Genomic DNA, 19,135 nt, shown 5'->3' on the forward strand with positions numbered 1-19,135 from the left:
ACGGAATGGGCCATTTCGTCACTCATAAATTACTGGTTGTCATATAGAAGCGGAAAAAATTTACCTTGCATTTTACTGCCTTTTTCTACGGTTATATCAGTCCCTCGTAACATGATGTCATTGGTGTCACTTTGAGTGCCGTCTGCAAAGACATTTAACACTAGAGCTCGGCGGCTACGTGACGACTTGTTTGCAAAAGAACCGTGCAGCATTAGCGGATGGTGAAAACAAGCGTAACCCTTTTTTAACTCCATAGGCACTGGGTTGATTTGTGATTGTTGTTCGGCTGTAAGTTGCTCGAAAATAGCATTCATCTCTCCGCCTAGTTCGAGTCGTTTTAACAAGCCCCACTTATGGCTGCCTTAGTATATAGTTTAAACAGCCGTTCTCTGTGGTAGCGTCATCTAAACCAATCCAGCAAGTCAAATGTTGCATCGGCATAGTGCGGATCCAATAAGAATAGTCCTGATGCCAAGCCACTACACCACCGTGGTTAGCCGGCTTGCAGAATAACTGATCGTGCCAGAATCGAATCGATTTATCTCCTAGTAATTGACTGGCGGCTTTTGTAAACGCAGGGTTCCATAAAGCATCATGAAACCCTGGGGTAATACGCCAGTGTCCTAAAGAATGAAATAACACTGTTTCAGGATCAGTCGACTGATTATTATGAAATTCATAAAACAAATCATGTTTAGGATGGCTAGGATCGGCTATCTCGGATAACTCACTGCGCAATATGGCCACTTGCTGTTCATCAAAAATTTGAATATTGGTCAGATAACCAAAGTGGTGAAAATGCTCTATTTGCTCAACAGACAATTTAAACGGTTCAAAGTCAATTTTCGATATCGCTCGCTTGAAAATGTCCGACACCGGAAAATGGCAATCCGCTAAATCTCGTTCCTGCATACTACCCCCTTATAAATTACATACCATAAACCATGAAAATTTAACCTATCATTATTTTCAAACAAAAAACATGGATAAAAATGAGAATAGAAAGCAGCAAAACCAGCCGACAGCAACCAATTAACCAAAGCCAAACTCCCCCTTATCATTAAGACGTCCATATGTGTCTTGATGAAAGTGGGTGGCTTGATAGGCAAACATAAGAACCTAGTGCGACTTAACCGTATTGTCACAATTTTGTAGTAATTTACGCTGGTATTAATTTTTAAGTAGTTATTTGATGACTTTTTTTCGAACGGTTTTAGGATATAAAATTCAATATACTTTGCTAAGTTTTTTATGTATTGGCGCTACCGTGCTAGTATCGTGGCAGCATTTTGTGCCTGCCAACCAAACTAACTTTTACACCTATAGTTGTTCGATAAATAACGCCGGTCAGGGGCGTACGCTAAAAATACGCAACGTTATTTCAAACTTATCAACCACTTTTGCAGATAAATTATGTGCGTCCAAAACCTTATCGCAACACGGCTACAGCCACGTTCAAATTGAATGGCCAACCTCAAAGCAGTTAACCGCAAGAGTATTAGTTGACGGACAATACGACTTTATACTCAATAGGCACCATCATTTAAAAGGCTTAGTATTAGATATTGATGAGCTTTACCAACCTATTTCTATTTTTTCAGGCTATGATATTTTTTGGTGGAATAAATTTGAAAGCCCTCAACTCACTGCAGCGTTTTTAGCCAATAAAACAATTGGCGTAACTAGCAACACTAAAAGTCACCCTTATTATTTAATTCCTCTCAGATCACTCTCTGATGCAGGTATTCAGTTGAGCGAACAACAAATTAAGGTTTTTCCTTCAAGCGATTCGCTTTTTAGAAGGCTTTTTAAACGATGACATCGATTTACTCATGTGGGACAAGCAAATTCAAAAGTATTCAAACGACGGAGAACTTTTTGCCTCGCAACAAGGTTGGCAGGTAGAAGGTTTACAGTGGTTTGCAGCTAAAACAACCGAGCACGCAGTTATTTGCGAGTTTACAAATGGATTGTCAGTGTATACCGCCTACTTACATTCTCTAAACTTCGACAGCAAGGTGCTTTATGACTGTCCATAACCGAATATTGCGCATAGCCTTACTTTTTTGTTGGTTTTTTCTTGCACCTGTATTATCAGTGCAACAGTGGCTAAATACTCACTAAAGCAAAATATCCAAACACACTTTAATAGCCAAATAATTAAAGATATAAACGACTCGCTTGAATCAAGCTATAACGATGAAGAAATAAAGCAATTTATTATTAAATCGGTTAACACTTTATTAAGTGAAATTGGTAACCAGTCTTACTTCCCTGTTTATAGCCGATGCGACATACAAATAAGCCAATGGTTGTCGGCCGAACATATTACACCTGAAAATAATTTCGACATCAGTATTAATTGGCGTTCGGGCGCTACCGAGCATCAACTTGGGGTAAACATTTATTGTCATTACGCGTGGTTTACTTGGATAGTTTGGTGTTTGATATTTACAAGCAGTTTTATTGTTTGCTTTTTATTTTTACCTAGGCCATATAGTGCTCGTCAGCAAGATTGGTTAAAAAATGGAGAAAATCAACTATCGAGTAAGCAGTTAAAACGTTCGGCATTTTTAATAGAACAACTGTCTGACACACAATACAAGTGGTTTTTGTCGGCTATTAGTGCAAAAACGTGGCAACAAGCCGATCTATTAGCATGTTTAGGATCGAGTGATTTCACGTCTTTAGGCAGCGAGCAATTAAATTGGTTTGCGTTTAGTTACTTTCACTATAATAAGCAACTAAAACCGGCGCTTAGCGCAGCTAATGCCAAACCATCATTGATTTTTGACCTCAAACAAAAAACGATAACCGTGCACGGAATCACCATTGCACTGCCAATAACGCCTTTTTTATATTATTTTTGGTATGCCCAACGGCGCGTCAAAGATATAGACAACGGATGGTTGCTAAATCCGGCTAACAATAAATCATCTCCTCAGTTAAGCGAGTCGCTTGCTCAACTAATGCAAACCTACCAAGGTAACACCCGTGCTATTAACGATTTACTGCAAAATGGTTTAACACCTAAAAAGCTAGACCAAAACCGAAACCGCATTAAAGACGAAATGCTAGCCATCATTCCCGAAACGTTAGTCAGTCATTATTTGTTTGAAAGTAAACGCGATCCCAAAACAGCTCGTTTTACTTGTCGACTCATATTGTCAGAGCAAAATATTGAGTTTAAAAACTTAAAAGAGCTCATTTAAATAATCTTTAAACAATAAAATTAACCAGTATTTTCATACATTTACGCTTAATAGATATCTATAACAAGCGTTTCAATCTCGCTTTAACAAGACTGAAATATAAAATCGTGAACATAGCCCGGGTCAACTTCCAAGGAGCACAACATGAATGTGAATAAATTAGTTTTTCAAGCTACTAAATTGAAAACACTGGCTATGATTATCCCCTCGCTTATTGCAACAGGTGCATATGCCCAAACAACTGAACAAGCCACTAAACAAGTTATTGAACAAGGCAATGAAGAATCAAAAATTGAGCAAATTGTTGTAACAGCACAGCAACATGCTCAGCCTATTACCGAAGTGCCACTAGCCCTTACCGCTTTTGGTGCTACCGATTTAGAAAAAATGAATTTAACCGACTTAGAGCGTATCGCATCTTTAACGCCGGGTTTAATTGTTCAACAACAAACAGATAGCTCACCCAGCTTTGTTATTAGAGGTGTAGAAGCCGCCAATGCTGGCGCTGCTGCCGAGCCTACCATTTCAATCTTTTACAACGGCATCGACTCTTCTCGTTCGCGTAGTTCGGTAAAAGAACTTTACGACATAGAGCGTATTGAAATAGCAAAAGGCCCTCAAGGCACCTTATTTGGCCGTGGAGCATCAACCGGTGCGATTGCTATCCATACTAAAAAAGCCGATACCGAAGGGAACGAAGGTTTTGTTGAAGCACGGTTAGGAAACTACAATTTACAAAGTGTAACCGGTGCTTATAACTTTGCAGTCAATGAAGAGTTTGGTATTCGTATTGCGGGGAGCAGAAGAACGCGAGACGGGTATGTAGATAACCTCACCCCTGATGAAGATAAGTTCAATGATGACGACATGCTAGCGGCTCGCGTTTCATTAAAATGGATCCCACGAGATGATGTCAATGTAGACTTTATTTTTGACCATCAAAATGACTCTGATGGCGAAGCGGTTACTAAGTCAATTGTCGTTGCTTCTCCGGGGGGCAATACTTCAGCATTTACCGCATCGGGTCAAAATCCTTCTCCAGTAGAACAATCACGCCGCCAGACAGGTTATACCTTGCTTGTCGATTGGGATATTAATGAAAACTGGTCTTTGTCTTCACTTACTGGTTATCGTCAACTTTGGTCCCAAAATGGATTTGATATTGATGGTACCACTTACGATGCATTTTCGGCTCTACCTCACGATAATCAAAAAATGGCTAGCCAAGAGCTACGTTTTAGCTACACCGGCGACGCAACAACTGTGATATTTGGAGGCAGTTATTACAACGATAAGTCAGTATCAGGTACCGACTTTGTTGTTAACGAGCAATACCTATTGGCAGGTTTTCCAAAAAACTTAACGCCACTAACAGAGTTACCTATTAGTGAAGACGTAAGCGTGCCACTTAACACCGGTAACGTGTCTAGTTCGGTAACGGATAATGATCGCGATAGCTTTTCTATTTTTTCAAACGTCAATGTCACTTTAAGCGATCGTTTAATTTTAGATGCAGGGCTACGCTATACTTGGGATAAAGCAAAAATTAGGCTTAACGGCTTCGCCATACACCTTAGATGGCACGCCATCATACGTGTTTCCGAACGGTTTATTTGGTGGCAACTCTTTTGGCGAGCAAATAACAACAAGCGCCGACTTTAACATGGTGTCTCCCCGCTTTGCGCTAACGTATAAAGTTAACAACATTATGAACGTTTATGGTGGTGTTTCTATTGGTAAACGCTCTGGCTATCCGCAAATAAACATTACTAACCCAACGGTAGATACCTACGAATTTACCACCAACAATATTGGTAACGAAACCCTTATATCGTACGAAATAGGCGCCAAAGGACAAACTAAAAACAGTTATTTTGATGCCGCGCTATACACCTACGATTATAAAGACTTCCAAACCATTAGTTTAGATGTTAGCGAAGGTACTGCTAATGCCGGTAAAGCTACAGCATGGGGCTTTGAAGGCGTAGTGAGTACAACCCTTACAAGCTGGTTAGATGGATATGCAAACTATGCCTACATTGATACCGAATACGAAAATTTCTTTGACACCTTAAACGGTGAAAGAGTCGACCTTTCGGGCAACGAATTTCGCTTAGCACCTAAACACACTTTTAGTATTGGTTTAGACACCATCATTAATATCAGTGGCGATTGGGACTTTTTTGCCAACACGCGTTATTCGTACCGCTCTAAATACTTCTTTAACAACGACAATTTGGAGACCGAGCGACAAGAAGGTTTTGGTTTGCTTGACTTTAATATCGGTATCGAAAATTTCAGTAAAGGATACAAAATCGAACTTTACGCCGAAAACGCAACAGACAAAGAATGGAATCGTGACGTTGGCAACGCAGGAAAACTGTTTGGAACAACTACAGCAATTCGTGCAAACCCTCGTTTTTACGGTGTGCGTTTACGCGCTGCATTTTAATTGGAATATAGGTTAACTATTATGAAATCAACGTTATTAGCCATTACTCTTATTATGATGGCAGGCAGCGCAGTAGCGAGCCCTAAAACAACAAACGAACAAGCACTAAAAATGAATCAAATTCAAGTGCTAGGTACTCACAATAGCTACTCACAATTTGTCGAGCCTAAATTATTGGATTTATTTGCGAAACCCATTCAAAGCAAAATGTCGAGCTTTATGAGTAGCATGACTGAAGCACAAATGGAAAAATTTAAGGAAGAACATCCTAACCCTATTGGTTTTACAGAAGGATTGAACTATAGCTACCACTCGTTAACCGAACAATTAGACGCTGGCGTGCGTAGCTTAGCAATTGATATTTTTCGGGATCCAGAAGGCGGACGCTTTTTAAACCCTGCTGGCTATTCGTTGTTAAAGTCAAAAGGCATTGATGAAAAATCACTGCTTAAGCACGACACAACAGACTTAGAAAAACCATGGTTTAAAAGTGTTGCATGTTGCAGATTTAGATTTTCGCTCAAACTGTAATCTATTTAGCACTTGCTTAACTGAAATGGCGCAATGGTCGGCCAAAAACCCTGACCATGCCCCCATATTTGTCATGCTAGAGGCTAAAGGCCGCTCAAGCATGGGCGACCTTCCTAGGGCTACTAAGGTACTTCCTTTCGAAAAAACCGCTTACGCTGAAATGGATGCCACGATTGAACAAGTGTTTGGTAAAGATAAGGTCATTATGCCTGATGATATTCGCGGCGATTACGCAACGCTAGAAAGTGCAGTAAAAGCGCAAAACTGGCCGACTCTAGCTAATAGCAAAGGAAAGTTTATATTTTTGCTTATTGCGGCTGGCGATACTTCAGATTTAGCACACTATGTGCAGGGACGCCCTAACCTTGAAGGACGTATGGCGTTTTTACGTTCTCAGCCATGTCTGTCACACTCTGCATTTGTGCTGATGGATAACGCAATCGTACGACAACAAGAAATTAAAGATCTTGTTAAGCAAGGTTATTTAGTTCGTACGCGTTCAGATATTGAAACCTACGAAGCAAAAGTAAATGATATGAGCCGTGCAAAAGCAGCCTTTAGTAGTGGCGCTCATATTATCTCGACCGACTTTTATAAAGCCGGAAACCCTTACGGTACCGATTACAAAGTAAGCCTACCAGAAGGCGTAGATTACTTGTGTAATCCAATTAATAGCAATTGCGGCAAGTAAATTGTCATTCTAACCGCCCTTTAGTTTGTCACTAAAGGGCGTTTTTATTTAAACTAATAGCAATCAATATTGGTATAGCCGCGAAACAAAAATATTCATATTTACCGCTAGTCAGTTAAGTTTAACGTGACAGCTAGGCAAGCTCCTTGCAGTTTGTCGACTAATCCTGTCAAGTTTTCTACAACCAATAAATGTCAATTTACGTTTAAAATTGTTATAGCCAAACCGGATCTAAGTTATACAATCATTTTATCAATCGTAATGTAAATAACACTATTTAATCAAACAAATGCAAATTCCCAAACAACAAATTTTACTTTCAAACCACTCTGGCTTTACACTACTGGAGTTAGTTATCACAATAGTGCTATTAGCTATTTTATCCATTACCGTTTTACCTAAATTTATAAATTTAAAGTCGGATGCAAATATTTCGGTTATATCAGCAACGGTTGGTGCAATTAAATCGTCTGTTCCGATGTTTAAATTTAAAACCATTACTGCAGGGACTGGATTTACATCTGAAATAGAAATTTTGGGTGTTAAAGGGAGTTATTATCAACCTTGGGCAGTGACAGCTACACCTACAGGCTTTCTTGCAAACTACTCTTCGCCTCCTGAAATCTTCGAATGGGCAGGTATAGATCCTGCAGATTGGGCTTATCGTATTTTTATTTCTAATGGCACCTATGCCGTTGTAGCCGCACCGAAAAACGTTCTTGATCTTGCCGAGCCATCCGAAAGTGAAGTTAAGGCAACGAATTGTTACTTTATTTATCATTGGCAAGGGTCGGGAGAACCAATTCTGACCACCGTTTTTACAGGTTGTTAACGGGGTTGATTTAGATTTTGCCCTCGCCTATTCTATCCCCCATCCCATATGGAGTATAACCATCTAACCTATCAATACGCTCATTCAAGCGCCTTGATTGTGTGCTTTTGAATTCTTGCTGAGTGTGCATTTATTTATTGAAGCAGGTATTGGCTGGGGCGAATACTAGCGATGAAAGCTGATGGTCGCTCTAGACTAAATAGAAAAGGTAAAATGTAACGACTGCTAGTAGCAATAAACAACGGGCATGTCACTGGTGGATAGTACATGCCCTATCATTTTTCACATTCCACTATTTTGTATCTATCAACTTTATTATCTAGCGCTCTTTTTATTTGCCTTGACGCACTCTATGTTTCTTTACAGATCTGCGCATACGACTTAGCTTTACGTGATCTAACTTACCGGGATCAAGTTTGATCAAGGTTCTGGTTTCTGCTGGTAGTTGCACACTTTTACGTAAGGTATTGACATCAGGTAAAGTAAGTTCTACCCAGCCACCTTGTGGCAAACGTTTTTGCAATTCTAATGCACCATAACGTACCCTAATAAGTCGGCTGACCTGTAACCCTTGAGATTCCCACAACCGACGAACTTCGCGGTTCTGACCTTCAGATAAACTCACGTTATACCATGAATTAGTACTTTCTTCGTCACTTGGCTTTTTAACGATTTCGGTGAATTTAGCGAGACCATCTTCTAACTGCACACCATCGGTTAGGCGCTTTAGCATTTTATCTTCTACTTCACCAAAAACTCGTACCGAATACTCCCGCTCAACTTCGTGTTTGGGGTGCATTAAACGGTTCGCTAGTTCGCCATCGTTAGTAAATAACAATAAACCACTGGTGTTTATATCTAAGCGGCCAACCGCGATCCAGCGACCATTTTTAATAGCAGGTAAGCGGTCAAATACCGTGGGGCGGCCTTCGGGATCTTTACGGCTACACAACTCGCCTTCTGGCTTGTTGTACATCAGTACACGGCACATAGGCGCTTCTTCAGGTGAACTAATTGGATTGCCATCTACACGGATCTTATCGCTGGGCTCTACTCTATCCCCCAACGTAGCTATTTTTCCGTTAACCGATACACGGCCCGCTTCGATCCATCTTTCCATTTCACGACGAGAGCCTACGCCAGCGTTGCCTAGGACTTTTTGTAATTTATCACTCATTAATGTATTTGCTCTGGTTCATCTGGCAGATCCGGTGAAAGCACCTTTTGATCGACAGGTTGATTAGATTGAAGTTTTGCATTGGCCTTTTCAACAGGCTCATCTACAACACTCTTTAAATGATCATTTCCGTTCGCTGTAGATGCCTCTACATCTGCGGCTTGCAAAAAAGCCTCCGCACTTGGCAAATCTGCCAGACTTTTTAACGAAAAATAATCGAGAAACTCTTTAGTGGTAGCGTACAACGAAGGCCTACCCGGCACTTCTTTATGGCCAATCACTTTTATCCAAGCTCGTTCGCTTAGTGTTTTTATTATATGGCTACTAACCGACACGCCTCTAACATCCTCGATTTCGCCACGAGTAATAGGCTGCCTGTAGGCAATTAACGATAAGGTTTCTAACATAGCGCGAGAGTATCGAGGCGCTTGTTCTTGCCATAATTTGCCTAGCCAAGGACTCAAACTATCCATAGATTGAAAACGATAACCTGACGCCACTTCTACCAGTTGAACCCCTCTGGCTTGATAGTCTAAGGTCAATTCAGCCAACACTTCTTTGAGCATTTTCTTACTGACTTTTAAACCATCAAGTACTGTCAATTGCAGTTGTTCAAAAGTGATAGCTTGGTCTGCTACAAAAATAGCAGCTTCTACCAACTGTTTTAATTGTCCTCGCGCAATTTTAGCCATGTTCGGCACTCCCGTATTGCTCTATACCATTTAAACGTACATGGATATTGCCAAATACTTGACCTTGAACCAGCTCAATTAGCTGCTCCTTAGTCAATTCTAAAATAGCTAAAAAGGTTACCACTACCCCCGCTTTACCTTCACTTGCTTGAAACAACTCATCAAAACCTGTGAAGTGATCGCTATTGAGTTTTTCTAAAATCAAGCTCATTCGTTCACGCGTCGACAACGTTTCTTTTTCAATATGATGATGGTTAAAGGCCTCGGCACGTTTCATCGCACCTTGAAAGCTCAATACTAACTCTTGCATGCTCACTTTAGGTAATATTTTGATAGGCTCGACACTGGGTGCCGGATCAGCTTTACCTAAAAAGGTGTCGCGCTCCTGTCTAGGAATATTATCTAAATCATGGGCGGCTTGTTTAATCAGTTCGTATTCTTTTAATCTACGGATCAATTCTGCTCTAGGGTCGTCTTCATCTTCTTCAGCATCTGGGCGTTTGGGCAGTAATAAACGAGATTTTACTTCGGCTAAAATTGCTGCCATCAGTAAATACTCGGCGGCCAACTCTAGTTTCAGATCTTTCATTAGCTCAACGTATTGCATATATTGCTGCGTCACTTGGTACACAGGTAAACGAACAATATCGAACTTTTGACGGCGAATTAAATACAAGAGTAAATCTAATGGCCCTTCGAACGCTTCTAAAATAAGCTCTAGTGCATCAGGCGGAATATACAAATCTTCAGGCTTTTCAACCATCGCCTCGCCATTGACAAAGGCCAAGGGCAGAGGTTGCTGCACAGGGTCATTGTGGCTTGTGCCACTTTTCCCGGCTGAAACCTCAGCTGAAAAGTTCTCTCCCATGTCAGAAGCGTTATCAGAGGACATCGTTTATTAACAACGACTAAACAAAAGGAGTCAAATCACCGCTACCTTCACGGATAATGGTATTGTCACCATCCGACATATCAATCACGGTCGTAGGCTGCTCACCTAAAAATCCACCATGGATAATTAATCCGACTTGTTTTTCGAGCTTATCGCGAATTTCATCAGGATCAGATTCAGCGACAATTGCATCAGGCAAAATTAACGTGGTCGACATCAATGGCTCGCCTAACTCTTCAAGTAAATCCAAGGCTATTTTATTATCCGGAACACGAATACCTATGGTACGACGCTTAGGGTTTTGCAATCGTTTAGGTACTTCTTTGGTGGCCTTTAAAATAAAGGTATAGGGTCCAGGCGTATTATTTTTGATCATCCTAAATGCAGTATTATCGACTCTGGCATATTCAGATAACTCTGACATATCCTTACACATTAAAGTAAAGTTATGGTCTTTGCCTATCTGTCTAATGCGACAAATCTGCTCTAAGGCCTTCTTATCATTCATGTGGCAACCAATTGAATAGCCCGAATCTGTAGGGTAAACAATCACTTCGCCTTGATGAATAAGTTCACATGCTTGCTTAATCAAACGAGCTTGGGGGTTATCTGGATGTATATAAAAAAACTGACTCATAATTTAACACCTATTCTACTATCCCAGCAGTACATTGAGTGGGGATGATTATTCGGGAAAACTTGCTTTATTACCAGTTAACGTCCAGTCATGCCATATTGGCACAAGTTGCTCTGGAAGCGAAAGGTTTCTGCCTAATTCAGTCCACCGGTTCGGATAATGAAAATCTGAACCACTAGACGCTTGTAACTCGTGTTCGGCCGCTAGACCAGCTAATAATTTTTTACGTTCAGGAGTTAAATGGGAATGGACCACTTCCATGCCATCGCCACCCGCCTGAGCAAACTCAGCCACCAAGCGTCTTAGCCACTTTGTGGTCATATCATAATGCCCTGGATGGGCCAACACGGCTTTTCCGCCTGCGTCATGTATCCAGTTAACTGCTTCTTCAATTGATATCCATTTAGGTTTTACATGGGCTTTTTTGCCTTTACCTAAATACTTTTTGAATACAGTATCAAAATCTTTAACCACATTACGTTGCACCAATACTCGAGCAAAGTGAGCTCGAGTCAGTTGTCCCACACCGGCTATCGTTTTAGCATCAGATAACACATTGTCAATGCCAACCTTGGCCAGTTTGTCTGACATCAATTGTGCCCGTCTATCACGCTCTTGGCTTTGTTGATCTAAACGTTGTAAAAATACTGGGTCATTGTGAGCCACATTCAGGCCTAGAATATGGATATCAAAATTATGCCAAGAAGTGGAAATTTCTACCCCAGGTAATATTTGCATGTCTCGCTTTTGCAAAGTTTGATACTGCAATGCTTCGTCAATGCCAAGTACTGTGTCATGGTCGGTAATAGCCAATACATTGACTTGCATGTTGTGCGCACGGTCAATTAACTCCTTAGGAGACAGCTTTCCATCGGAGTAATGTGTGTGGCTATGTAAGTCTATTTTCATGTATTGAGTAACTTTTATTTATAGTTAAGGCTAATTTGACTATTGACATAGAAGTGTTTTTGTTTTCTTCTATATGCACAGTAACGTTGTGAATACGCGCATTATACGCTGTCACAGCCTTATTTCATAAATAAAGTCATATTTAAAGAGCAATTAACATGAAAAATACACAAACACAGATTACTTGGTGGTGGCACAACCTGAACTAAACGGGCTGTGAGTGTTTGTATTTTTACAAATAAATTTTATAAAAAGCCCGTATAATGCGGGCTTTTTTACGTATAGCCAAAAGTAAATTACGTCCGCAAAGTACTCAACCATAAAAATAGTTAATGAGAAAAAAATGAGTTTAGCCCAACTAACAGAGCAAGTCGGTAAAGTAGAAACCTTAATCGTTCCGGCAAATTACGTCGCTGATCCTTTGCATGCTTATCAATATCTTTGTCAACAAAGTAGCCACAACTTACTGCTTGAATCTGCTGAGATAGATAGTAAAGACAATTTAAAAAGTTTGTTATTGGTGGACGCAGCAGTCAAGTTAGAATGTAACGGCCAGCAAGTAACCTGTCGTGCTTTGACGGGTAATGGCCATGCAGTCTTACCGTTATTTATTGAACATTGCCCTGCCGGAGTCGAGCACAGCTATGACCAAGCGATAGGCATGGTCACCCTGGTGTTTCCAGAAGCAGATAGTGCGTTAGACGAAGACAGTCGATTAAAAGCCCCCGCAGTATTTGATGCATTGCGACTGGTCACACAGAAAATAGCCACTATTCGCCAGCACCCTAACGCGGTATTTTTAGGCGGCGCTTTGGCTTACGATTTGTTAGCCAGTTTTGAAAAATTACCTGCGGTAGCCGACAGCGAAAACAGCTGCCCAGACTTTGTTTTCTATCTGGCCGAAACCTTAGTGGTCATAGACCATCAAACTCAAGAAACCGAGTTAATTGGTAGTGTATTTAGCGGTAAAGGAGTACGCGACAATTATTTTGAAGTAAGCCAACGCTTAGAACAAATTAAACATAAACTGCAAACCATCAAACCTCTGGCTGAACAGCCAAAAACCCCGATAAACGCCAGTAGTTTATCGGTAAATAAGTCTGATGAAGAATTTAAGCAAGATGTGATTGATCTGAAAGAACACATTTTAGCAGGCGACATTTTCCAGGTTGTGCCCTCACGCACCTTCAGCTTGCCTTGTCCTCATCCACACGATGCGTATCGCGCGTTAAAACAACAGAACCCCAGTCCTTATATGTTTTTTTTACAGGACGAGCATTTTTGTATGTTTGGCGCCTCGCCAGAGTCGGCTTTAAAATATACCAAACAAACCAATCAGGTAGAGATATACCCAATAGCAGGCACCCGACCTCGCGGTAAGCGAGCCGACGGCTCTATAGATGTCGATTTGGACAGTCGTTTAGAATTAAACCTACAAGAAGACAAAAAAGAACGCTCCGAACATATCATGCTAGTTGACTTAGCCCGTAACGATGTGGCGAAAGTGTCGCAATCCTAGCACGCGCTATGTCACAGACTTGCTTAAAGTGGACAGGTATTCACATGTGATGCATTTAGTATCTCGGGTGGTGGGCCAACTACGGGAAGATTTAGATGCACTCAATGCTTATCAAGCCTGCATGAACATGGGCACCTTAGTAGGCGCGCCTAAAGTCAGCGCTGCCACATTGATCCGAAACGTCGAACAACAACGTAGGGGAAGTTATGGAGGTGCGGTAGGTTATATCAATAATCAGGGTGACATGGACACCTGTATTGTTATTCGTTCTGCCTTTGTAAAAAATGGTACTGCCTATATACAAGCGGGAGCCGGTGTTGTGTATGACTCAGATCCACAATCTGAAGCCGATGAGACGCGGAGCAAAGCTCAAGCTGTTATTAGTTCAGTCATTAGCAGTTCACAGACAAACATGGGAGCAGAATAATGACCACAAGCATGCAACAAAATAATAGCCAAACCTGTGTGTTTTTATTAGATAACTTCGACTCATTCACCTACAACCTAGTGGATGAATTACGAAGCTTAGGCCTAGAACTGATTGTTTACCGTAACTCAGTACCAGCAGAATTGATTCTGCAAAAAATGCAAGAAAAAGCCAAAGAAACGAATAAACAAGTGATGTTAATGTTATCGCCATGTCCATGAGTAACCCAGCACAAGCAGGCTCCATGTTAAGCTTACTAGAACGAGTAAAAGGCAAGTTTCCGGTACTAGGCATTTGTTTAGGCCATCAGGCGATAGTTGAATCTTATGGCGGCGACATAATTCGTTCAAACGAAGTCATGCATGGTAAGTCTTCGTTAATCGAGCACTGTGGCGACAAAATGTTCAGTAATATGCCACACCCCTTACCGGTAGCTCGTTATCATTCGCTAATGGCGGCGAATATCCCGGCGCAGCTAAGCATACTTGCTCATTATCGTGATATTCCTATGTCGGTAGCACATTTACCAGATAAAATGCTTGGATTTCAATTTCACCCAGAGTCAATTTTGACCTCACAGGGCAGCCAATTGTTAATGCAAAGCATCCAATATTTAACCGAAAACCAGCAAGGGTAAGGCATAGGATTATGATCCATAACATTCTAGAGCAGTTATATCAGGGTAAAGACTTACAACAAACTGAAGTAACAGAAGCGTTTTCTCAGGTGGTGACAGGTCAAGTCGACGACATAATATTGTCATCTTTGTTAACCGCATTAAAAATTAAAGGTGAACGCCCAGCCGAAATAGCCGGCGCTGCAGCGGCTTTAATAAAAAATGCCGCCCCTTTTCCACGGCCTGATTACGAATTTGCCGATATTGTTGGCACGGGGGGCGATGGCCATAATACGATCAATATTTCATCTGCATCGGCCATTGTGGCAGCCAGTTGTGGTGTGAAAGTAGCCAAACATGGTAACCGCAGCGTGTCGAGTAAATCAGGCTCAGCCGACTTATTTAAAGCATTTGGCTTAGAACTCACTATGTCTGCAGAGACTGCCCGTGAATGCTTAGACCAAGCTAATTTGTGTTTTTTGTTTGCGCCTAATTATCACTCAGGTATTCGCCACGCCATGCCTGTGCGTACCACCTTAAAAACTCGCACCCTATTCAATTTACTTGGGCCACTAGCCAATCCTGCACACCCCACTCATTTGGTCATTGGGGTATATTCGCCAGCATTACTAAAACCTTTCGCTGAAACCTTGCAATTGTTAGGCTACCAGAAAGCCCTAGTAGTGCATGGCAGCGGTTTGGATGAGTTTGCTCTACATGGGGATAGCCAAGTTATTGAGGTAAATGGCAATACCTTGACAGAAATGACTTTGTCACCAGCAGATTTTGGCCTTGAAACTTATCCTTTAGAGGCCATTAAAGGTGGAGAGCCAGAAGAAAACAAACGCTTAATAGAAGAAGTATTGCAAGGTAATGGGCAAGCCGCTCATCAAGCCGCTGTCGCGATGAACACAGGCGCACTATTAAAACTGTGTGGAAAAACAGAAACTTATCAACAAGGTGCAGCAATGGCGATTGATGCAATGCAACAAAAACGACCTTTAGCCACCATGACAATGTCGGCAAATATCAGTCAAACAAGTAACGAATCAAAAATTTAGGGATCGACAAGTTCAATGGCAAATGTATTAGAAAAAATAGTCTTAGATAAACGCCAAGAAATAGCTCAGCGTAAAATTGACTTACCTTTGCAACATTTTGTAGAGCAACTAACTCCATCTGATAGAAGTTTTATGCGGCATTAGCCCAGCCTAATGCCGGTTTTATTCTAGAGTGTAAGAAGGCATCGCCTTCTAAAGGTTTAATTCGCGCAGACTTTAATTTAGACGAAATCATCCAAGCATATCTTCCCTTTGCCGCTTGTATTTCGGTATTAACCGACGAAAAATACTTTCAGGGTAAATTTGAATACCTAGAATACGTGCGTGAAAACGTCACGCAACCGGTAATCAATAAAGACTTTTTCATTGAAGCCTATCAAGTGCACTTGGCTCGCTATCACAATGCTGATGCTATTTTACTAATGTTGTCAGTACTTAGTGACGAAGAATATATTGAGCTGGCGACTTTAGCTCACCATTATCAGTTAGACGTATTAACCGAAGTCAGTAACGAACAAGAAGCCCATAGAGCGGTTGCTCTGAAAGCTAAAATTATTGGTATCAATAACCGCAATTTACGCGACTTGACCACTGACCTAGCCACTACCGAAAAGCTTGTGCCTTTGATTAAAGAGTTGGCAACACATGAACATGTGATCATCTCTGAATCTGGCATTTACCATCACCAAGATGTACGCAGATTAGCACCTTTAGTCGATGGCTTTTTAGTAGGCAGTTCGTTAATGGCTGAAGCCGACATTACGCAAGCGGCTAAAAAGTTAATTTATGGTACTGTCAAGGTATGTGGCACCACCAGCCTAAGCGGTGCCAAATTGGTCAAAGACAGTCCCGCTAGTTATGCTGGATTAATTTTTGCCGAAAAATCCAAACGCTTCGTGACCTTCGAGCAAGCTAAACAAATTACGTATGCGGTACCGTTTAACTATGTAGGCGTATTTGTTAACGCACCTATTGAGCAAGTCGTACAATATTCCAAAGAATTAGGCTTAGCTGCTGTCCAATTACACGGCCAAGAAGATCAAAAATATATAGATCTACTAGGTGTGCAACTAAATCAAAACTGTCAAATTTGGCTAGCCAAAGGGGTAAAGGAAACCTTGCCCACTTTAGACGAAAAAAATGTCGACTACTTTTTACTCGACTGCCAAGTAGGGGAGCATTCCGGTGGAACTGGCCAAACATTTAGTTGGCAATTGTTAGATCAAATAAGCGACAAATCTAGATTGATTTTAGCCGGAGGTCTTACTCCTGAAAATGTCAAAGAGGCAGCGAAACAGGGTCTAGCAATATTAGATCTAAATTCGGGCGTTGAAAGCTCTGCAGGGATCAAAGACAAAGAAAAGTTAAGCCAAGCTTTTGCCCAACTTAGGCAGTATTAATAATACTCGAGCTTCGAAAAGTAAAAGCTAACAGCAGCTTGTAGAACAGAATAGTTATTTAAAAGAATAGGTCAAAATATAATGAATAAATTAGACAGTAAATTTGGTGAGTACGGTGGTATGTATGTACCAGAGTTACTTATTCCAGCACTCGATCAACTAGAACAAGCATTTATCGACTCTCAAAACGATCCGGAATTTCAAGCCGAATTTATGGATTTGCTCAAAAATTATGCGGGGCGTCCAACGGCTATGACGTTAACCCGTAATTTGGTCAGTAATCCTAACGTCAAACTGTACCTTAAACGAGAAGACTTATTACACGGTGGTGCGCATAAAACGAATCAAGTTCTAGGCCAAGCTTTATTGACCAAACGTATGGGTAAGACCGATGTGATTGCCGAAACAGGCGCAGGGCAACATGGCGTAGCCACAGCCTTAGCTTGTGCTTTACTAGGTCTAAAAGCACGGATCTACATGGGTGCCAAAGATGTTGAGCGTCAAGCGCCTAACGTATTCAGAATGCGGTTAATGGGCGCTGAAGTGATCCCAGTAAACGCGGGCTCAGGCACCTTAAAAGACGCGGTGAATGAAGCACTACGTGACTGGTCCGCGAATTATGACAAAGCACACTATTTGTTGGGTACCGCTGCTGGTCCTCACCCTTTCCCTACTATCGTTCGTGAATTCCATCGTATGATAGGTGAAGAAACCAAAGCTCAAATTTTAGAAAAAGAAGGTCGCTTACCCGATGCTGTGGTCGCTTGTGTTGGCGGTGGATCAAATGCCATTGGTATGTTTGCTGACTTTATCGATGATCCGAGTGTACGCTTAGTAGGCGTAGAGCCAGCTGGTAAAGGTATTCACACAAAAGAACATGGCGCTGCAATTGGTAAAGGTACCACAGGTATTTTACACGGTACTTATAGCTATATTATGCAAGACGATGACGGTCAAATTGAAGAGTCTTACTCTGTATCGGCTGGTTTAGATTACCCTGCGGTCGGCCCTCAACATGCCTATTTGTCTGATATTGGCCGTGCTGAGTATGTGTCGGTTACCGATGAAGAAGCGCTCAATGCGTTTCAAATATTGTCTCGTAAAGAAGGGATCATCCCTGCCCTTGAGTCTTCACATGCTTTAGCCCATGGTTTGAACATGGCTGACGAAGCGGAAGACGGCAGCATAATTGTGGTGAATTTATCTGGTCGCGGCGACAAAGACTTAGCCCACGTACACAGTATCTTAGGAGACGCAAAATAATGACTGATTCTCTCGTTAAAGCAGACCGTTATGCCAATATGTTTGACAAGTTAAACGCTAAACAAGAAGGGGCATTTGTTCCTTTTGTGATGGTTGGCGATCCTGATATAGAAACTTCCGTGAGTATTATCAAAGCGTTAATTGAAGGCGGTGCGGATGCACTTGAATTAGGTTTTCCATATTCAGATCCTATTGCCGATGGCCCTACCATTCAACAAGCAGCTATTCGCGCCTTAAGTCATAACATTAAAACCAGCCAGTGTTTTGATGTGATCAAAAAAGTACGTCAAATCAACGCAGACATTCCTATTGGCTTATTGTTGTATAGCAATTTGGTACTTAAACGTGGCATCGAAAAATTCTATGCGGACGCCGCAGAAGCTGGGGTTGATTCAATATTGATTGCCGATGTGCCTTTACGTGAAGCAGATCGCTTTATTGCGGTGGCTAAGCAAACAGGCGTAAAACAAATACTCATCGCTCCTCCCAATGCCAGTGACGAAACATTAGCTGAAATAGGCCATAAGTCGCAAGGATATACCTACTTATTGGGTCGTGCAGGTGTGACGGGAGCAGAAACCGCTGTAACCATTCCTGCCGATGAATTAATTACCAAGTTGACCCAATATAAAGTAGCACCTCCTATTTTAGGTTTTGGTATATCCACGCCTAAACAAGTGGCTGACGCGATCCAAGCTGGGGCCGCTGGCGCGATTTCTGGCTCAGCAACTGTGAATATAGTGGCTGAAAATCTCGCCCAACCGCAAGTAATGTTTGAAAAATTAACCGCTTTTGTTAGTGAAATGAAACAAGCAACACGGTAG

The 19,135-nt window shown here is 41.5% G+C and carries 18 protein-coding genes and 3 pseudogenes; 14 read left to right on the top strand and 7 right to left on the bottom strand.

Annotated elements, in window-relative coordinates; genetic code table 11:
- Positions 1 to 29: 29 nt before the first annotated feature.
- Together RS130_RS19920 and RS130_RS19925 are read right to left on the bottom strand one after the other, a co-directional pair.
- Complete coding sequence (locus RS130_RS19920) at positions 30 to 344, bottom strand: phytanoyl-CoA dioxygenase family protein (RefSeq protein ID WP_316027370.1); 315 nt, start codon at positions 342 to 344, stop codon at positions 30 to 32.
- A gap of 7 nt (positions 345 to 351) precedes the next feature.
- Positions 352 to 912, bottom strand: coding sequence for a phytanoyl-CoA dioxygenase family protein (locus RS130_RS19925; RefSeq protein WP_316027371.1), 561 nt, complete (start codon positions 910 to 912; stop codon positions 352 to 354).
- Between the two features lie 280 nt (positions 913 to 1,192).
- Here RS130_RS19925 and RS130_RS19930 point away from each other — a divergent pair, with 280 nt between their 5' ends.
- The 8 genes from RS130_RS19930 (at position 1,193) to RS130_RS19965 (ending at position 7,718) form a co-directional block, all read left to right on the top strand.
- Positions 1,193 to 1,819: a hypothetical protein gene (locus RS130_RS19930; RefSeq protein ID WP_316027372.1), complete on the top strand. Its 627-nt coding sequence runs from the start codon at positions 1,193 to 1,195 to the stop codon at positions 1,817 to 1,819.
- A gap of 13 nt (positions 1,820 to 1,832) precedes the next feature.
- Positions 1,833 to 2,039, top strand: a complete 207-nt coding sequence (locus tag RS130_RS19935; RefSeq protein WP_316027373.1) for a hypothetical protein — start codon at positions 1,833 to 1,835, stop codon at positions 2,037 to 2,039.
- A 66-nt stretch (positions 2,040 to 2,105) separates the two neighbouring features.
- A complete protein-coding gene (locus RS130_RS19940) occupies positions 2,106 to 3,212 on the top strand; it encodes a hypothetical protein (protein WP_316027374.1) in 1,107 nt (368 codons plus the stop codon).
- A 144-nt stretch (positions 3,213 to 3,356) separates the two neighbouring features.
- Entirely contained in the window at positions 3,357 to 4,874 is a 1,518-nt protein-coding gene (locus tag RS130_RS19945) for a TonB-dependent receptor (protein ID WP_316027375.1), read from the top strand.
- A gap of 1 nt (position 4,875) precedes the next feature.
- Positions 4,876 to 5,664: a TonB-dependent receptor domain-containing protein gene (locus tag RS130_RS19950; protein ID WP_316027376.1), complete on the top strand. Its 789-nt coding sequence runs from the start codon at positions 4,876 to 4,878 to the stop codon at positions 5,662 to 5,664.
- Positions 5,665 to 5,685: 21 nt separating this feature from the next.
- Positions 5,686 to 6,195: a Ca2+-dependent phosphoinositide-specific phospholipase C gene (locus RS130_RS19955; RefSeq protein ID WP_316027377.1), complete on the top strand. Its 510-nt coding sequence runs from the start codon at positions 5,686 to 5,688 to the stop codon at positions 6,193 to 6,195.
- Positions 6,155 to 6,886, top strand: a complete 732-nt coding sequence (locus RS130_RS19960; protein ID WP_316027378.1) for a Ca2+-dependent phosphoinositide-specific phospholipase C — start codon at positions 6,155 to 6,157, stop codon at positions 6,884 to 6,886. The genes RS130_RS19955 and RS130_RS19960 overlap by 41 nt, the downstream gene beginning before the upstream one ends.
- A 289-nt stretch (positions 6,887 to 7,175) precedes the next feature.
- Positions 7,176 to 7,718 carry a type II secretion system protein gene (locus tag RS130_RS19965; protein ID WP_316027379.1) on the top strand — a complete coding sequence of 181 codons (543 nt, stop codon included), beginning with the start codon at positions 7,176 to 7,178 and terminating at the stop codon, positions 7,716 to 7,718.
- A gap of 331 nt (positions 7,719 to 8,049) precedes the next feature.
- Here the strand turns inward: RS130_RS19965 and rluB are convergent, their stop codons facing one another.
- The 5 genes from rluB to RS130_RS19990 are packed head-to-tail and all read right to left on the bottom strand — an operon-like array spanning position 8,050 to position 12,025.
- Entirely contained in the window at positions 8,050 to 8,895 is an 846-nt protein-coding gene (gene rluB / locus RS130_RS19970; RefSeq protein WP_316027380.1) for a 23S rRNA pseudouridine(2605) synthase RluB, read from the bottom strand.
- A complete protein-coding gene (gene scpB / locus RS130_RS19975; RefSeq protein ID WP_316027381.1) occupies positions 8,895 to 9,587 on the bottom strand; it encodes an SMC-Scp complex subunit ScpB in 693 nt (230 codons plus the stop codon). Before scpB ends, rluB begins: the two co-directional genes overlap by 1 nt.
- Positions 9,580 to 10,455 carry a segregation and condensation protein A gene (locus tag RS130_RS19980; protein WP_316028105.1) on the bottom strand — a complete coding sequence of 292 codons (876 nt, stop codon included), beginning with the start codon at positions 10,453 to 10,455 and terminating at the stop codon, positions 9,580 to 9,582. Before RS130_RS19980 ends, scpB begins: the two co-directional genes overlap by 8 nt.
- Positions 10,456 to 10,495: 40 nt before the next feature.
- The gene (locus RS130_RS19985) at positions 10,496 to 11,116 is read right to left on the bottom strand and encodes an L-threonylcarbamoyladenylate synthase (protein WP_316027382.1); all 621 of its coding nucleotides are present in this window, start codon (positions 11,114 to 11,116) and stop codon (positions 10,496 to 10,498) included.
- A 48-nt stretch (positions 11,117 to 11,164) separates the two neighbouring features.
- Positions 11,165 to 12,025: a PHP domain-containing protein gene (locus RS130_RS19990; RefSeq protein ID WP_316027383.1), complete on the bottom strand. Its 861-nt coding sequence runs from the start codon at positions 12,023 to 12,025 to the stop codon at positions 11,165 to 11,167.
- 343 nt (positions 12,026 to 12,368) lie between these two features.
- Between RS130_RS19990 and RS130_RS19995 the strand changes: the two are divergent.
- The 6 genes and pseudogenes from RS130_RS19995 (at position 12,369) to trpA (ending at position 19,135) form a co-directional block, all read left to right on the top strand.
- A pseudogene (locus tag RS130_RS19995) lies at positions 12,369 to 13,971 on the top strand (anthranilate synthase component 1).
- Positions 13,971 to 14,608, top strand: a pseudogene (locus RS130_RS20000) (aminodeoxychorismate/anthranilate synthase component II). The pseudogenes RS130_RS19995 and RS130_RS20000 overlap by 1 nt, the downstream one beginning before the upstream one ends.
- An 11-nt stretch (positions 14,609 to 14,619) precedes the next feature.
- Complete coding sequence (gene trpD, locus RS130_RS20005) at positions 14,620 to 15,648, top strand: anthranilate phosphoribosyltransferase (RefSeq protein WP_316027384.1); 1,029 nt, start codon at positions 14,620 to 14,622, stop codon at positions 15,646 to 15,648.
- A gap of 15 nt (positions 15,649 to 15,663) precedes the next feature.
- Positions 15,664 to 17,048, top strand: a pseudogene (gene trpCF, locus RS130_RS20010) (bifunctional indole-3-glycerol-phosphate synthase TrpC/phosphoribosylanthranilate isomerase TrpF).
- A gap of 81 nt (positions 17,049 to 17,129) precedes the next feature.
- Positions 17,130 to 18,311 (top strand): tryptophan synthase subunit beta, encoded by a 1,182-nt coding sequence (trpB, locus tag RS130_RS20015; RefSeq protein WP_316027385.1) that lies wholly within the window; start codon positions 17,130 to 17,132, stop codon positions 18,309 to 18,311.
- Positions 18,311 to 19,135, top strand: coding sequence for a tryptophan synthase subunit alpha (gene trpA, locus RS130_RS20020; protein ID WP_316027386.1), 825 nt, complete (start codon positions 18,311 to 18,313; stop codon positions 19,133 to 19,135). Before trpB ends, trpA begins: the two co-directional genes overlap by 1 nt.

The sequence above is a fragment of the Paraglaciecola aquimarina genome (assembly GCF_032464635.1).
In the GTDB taxonomy this organism is placed as follows: Bacteria; Pseudomonadota; Gammaproteobacteria; order Enterobacterales; family Alteromonadaceae; genus Paraglaciecola; species Paraglaciecola aquimarina.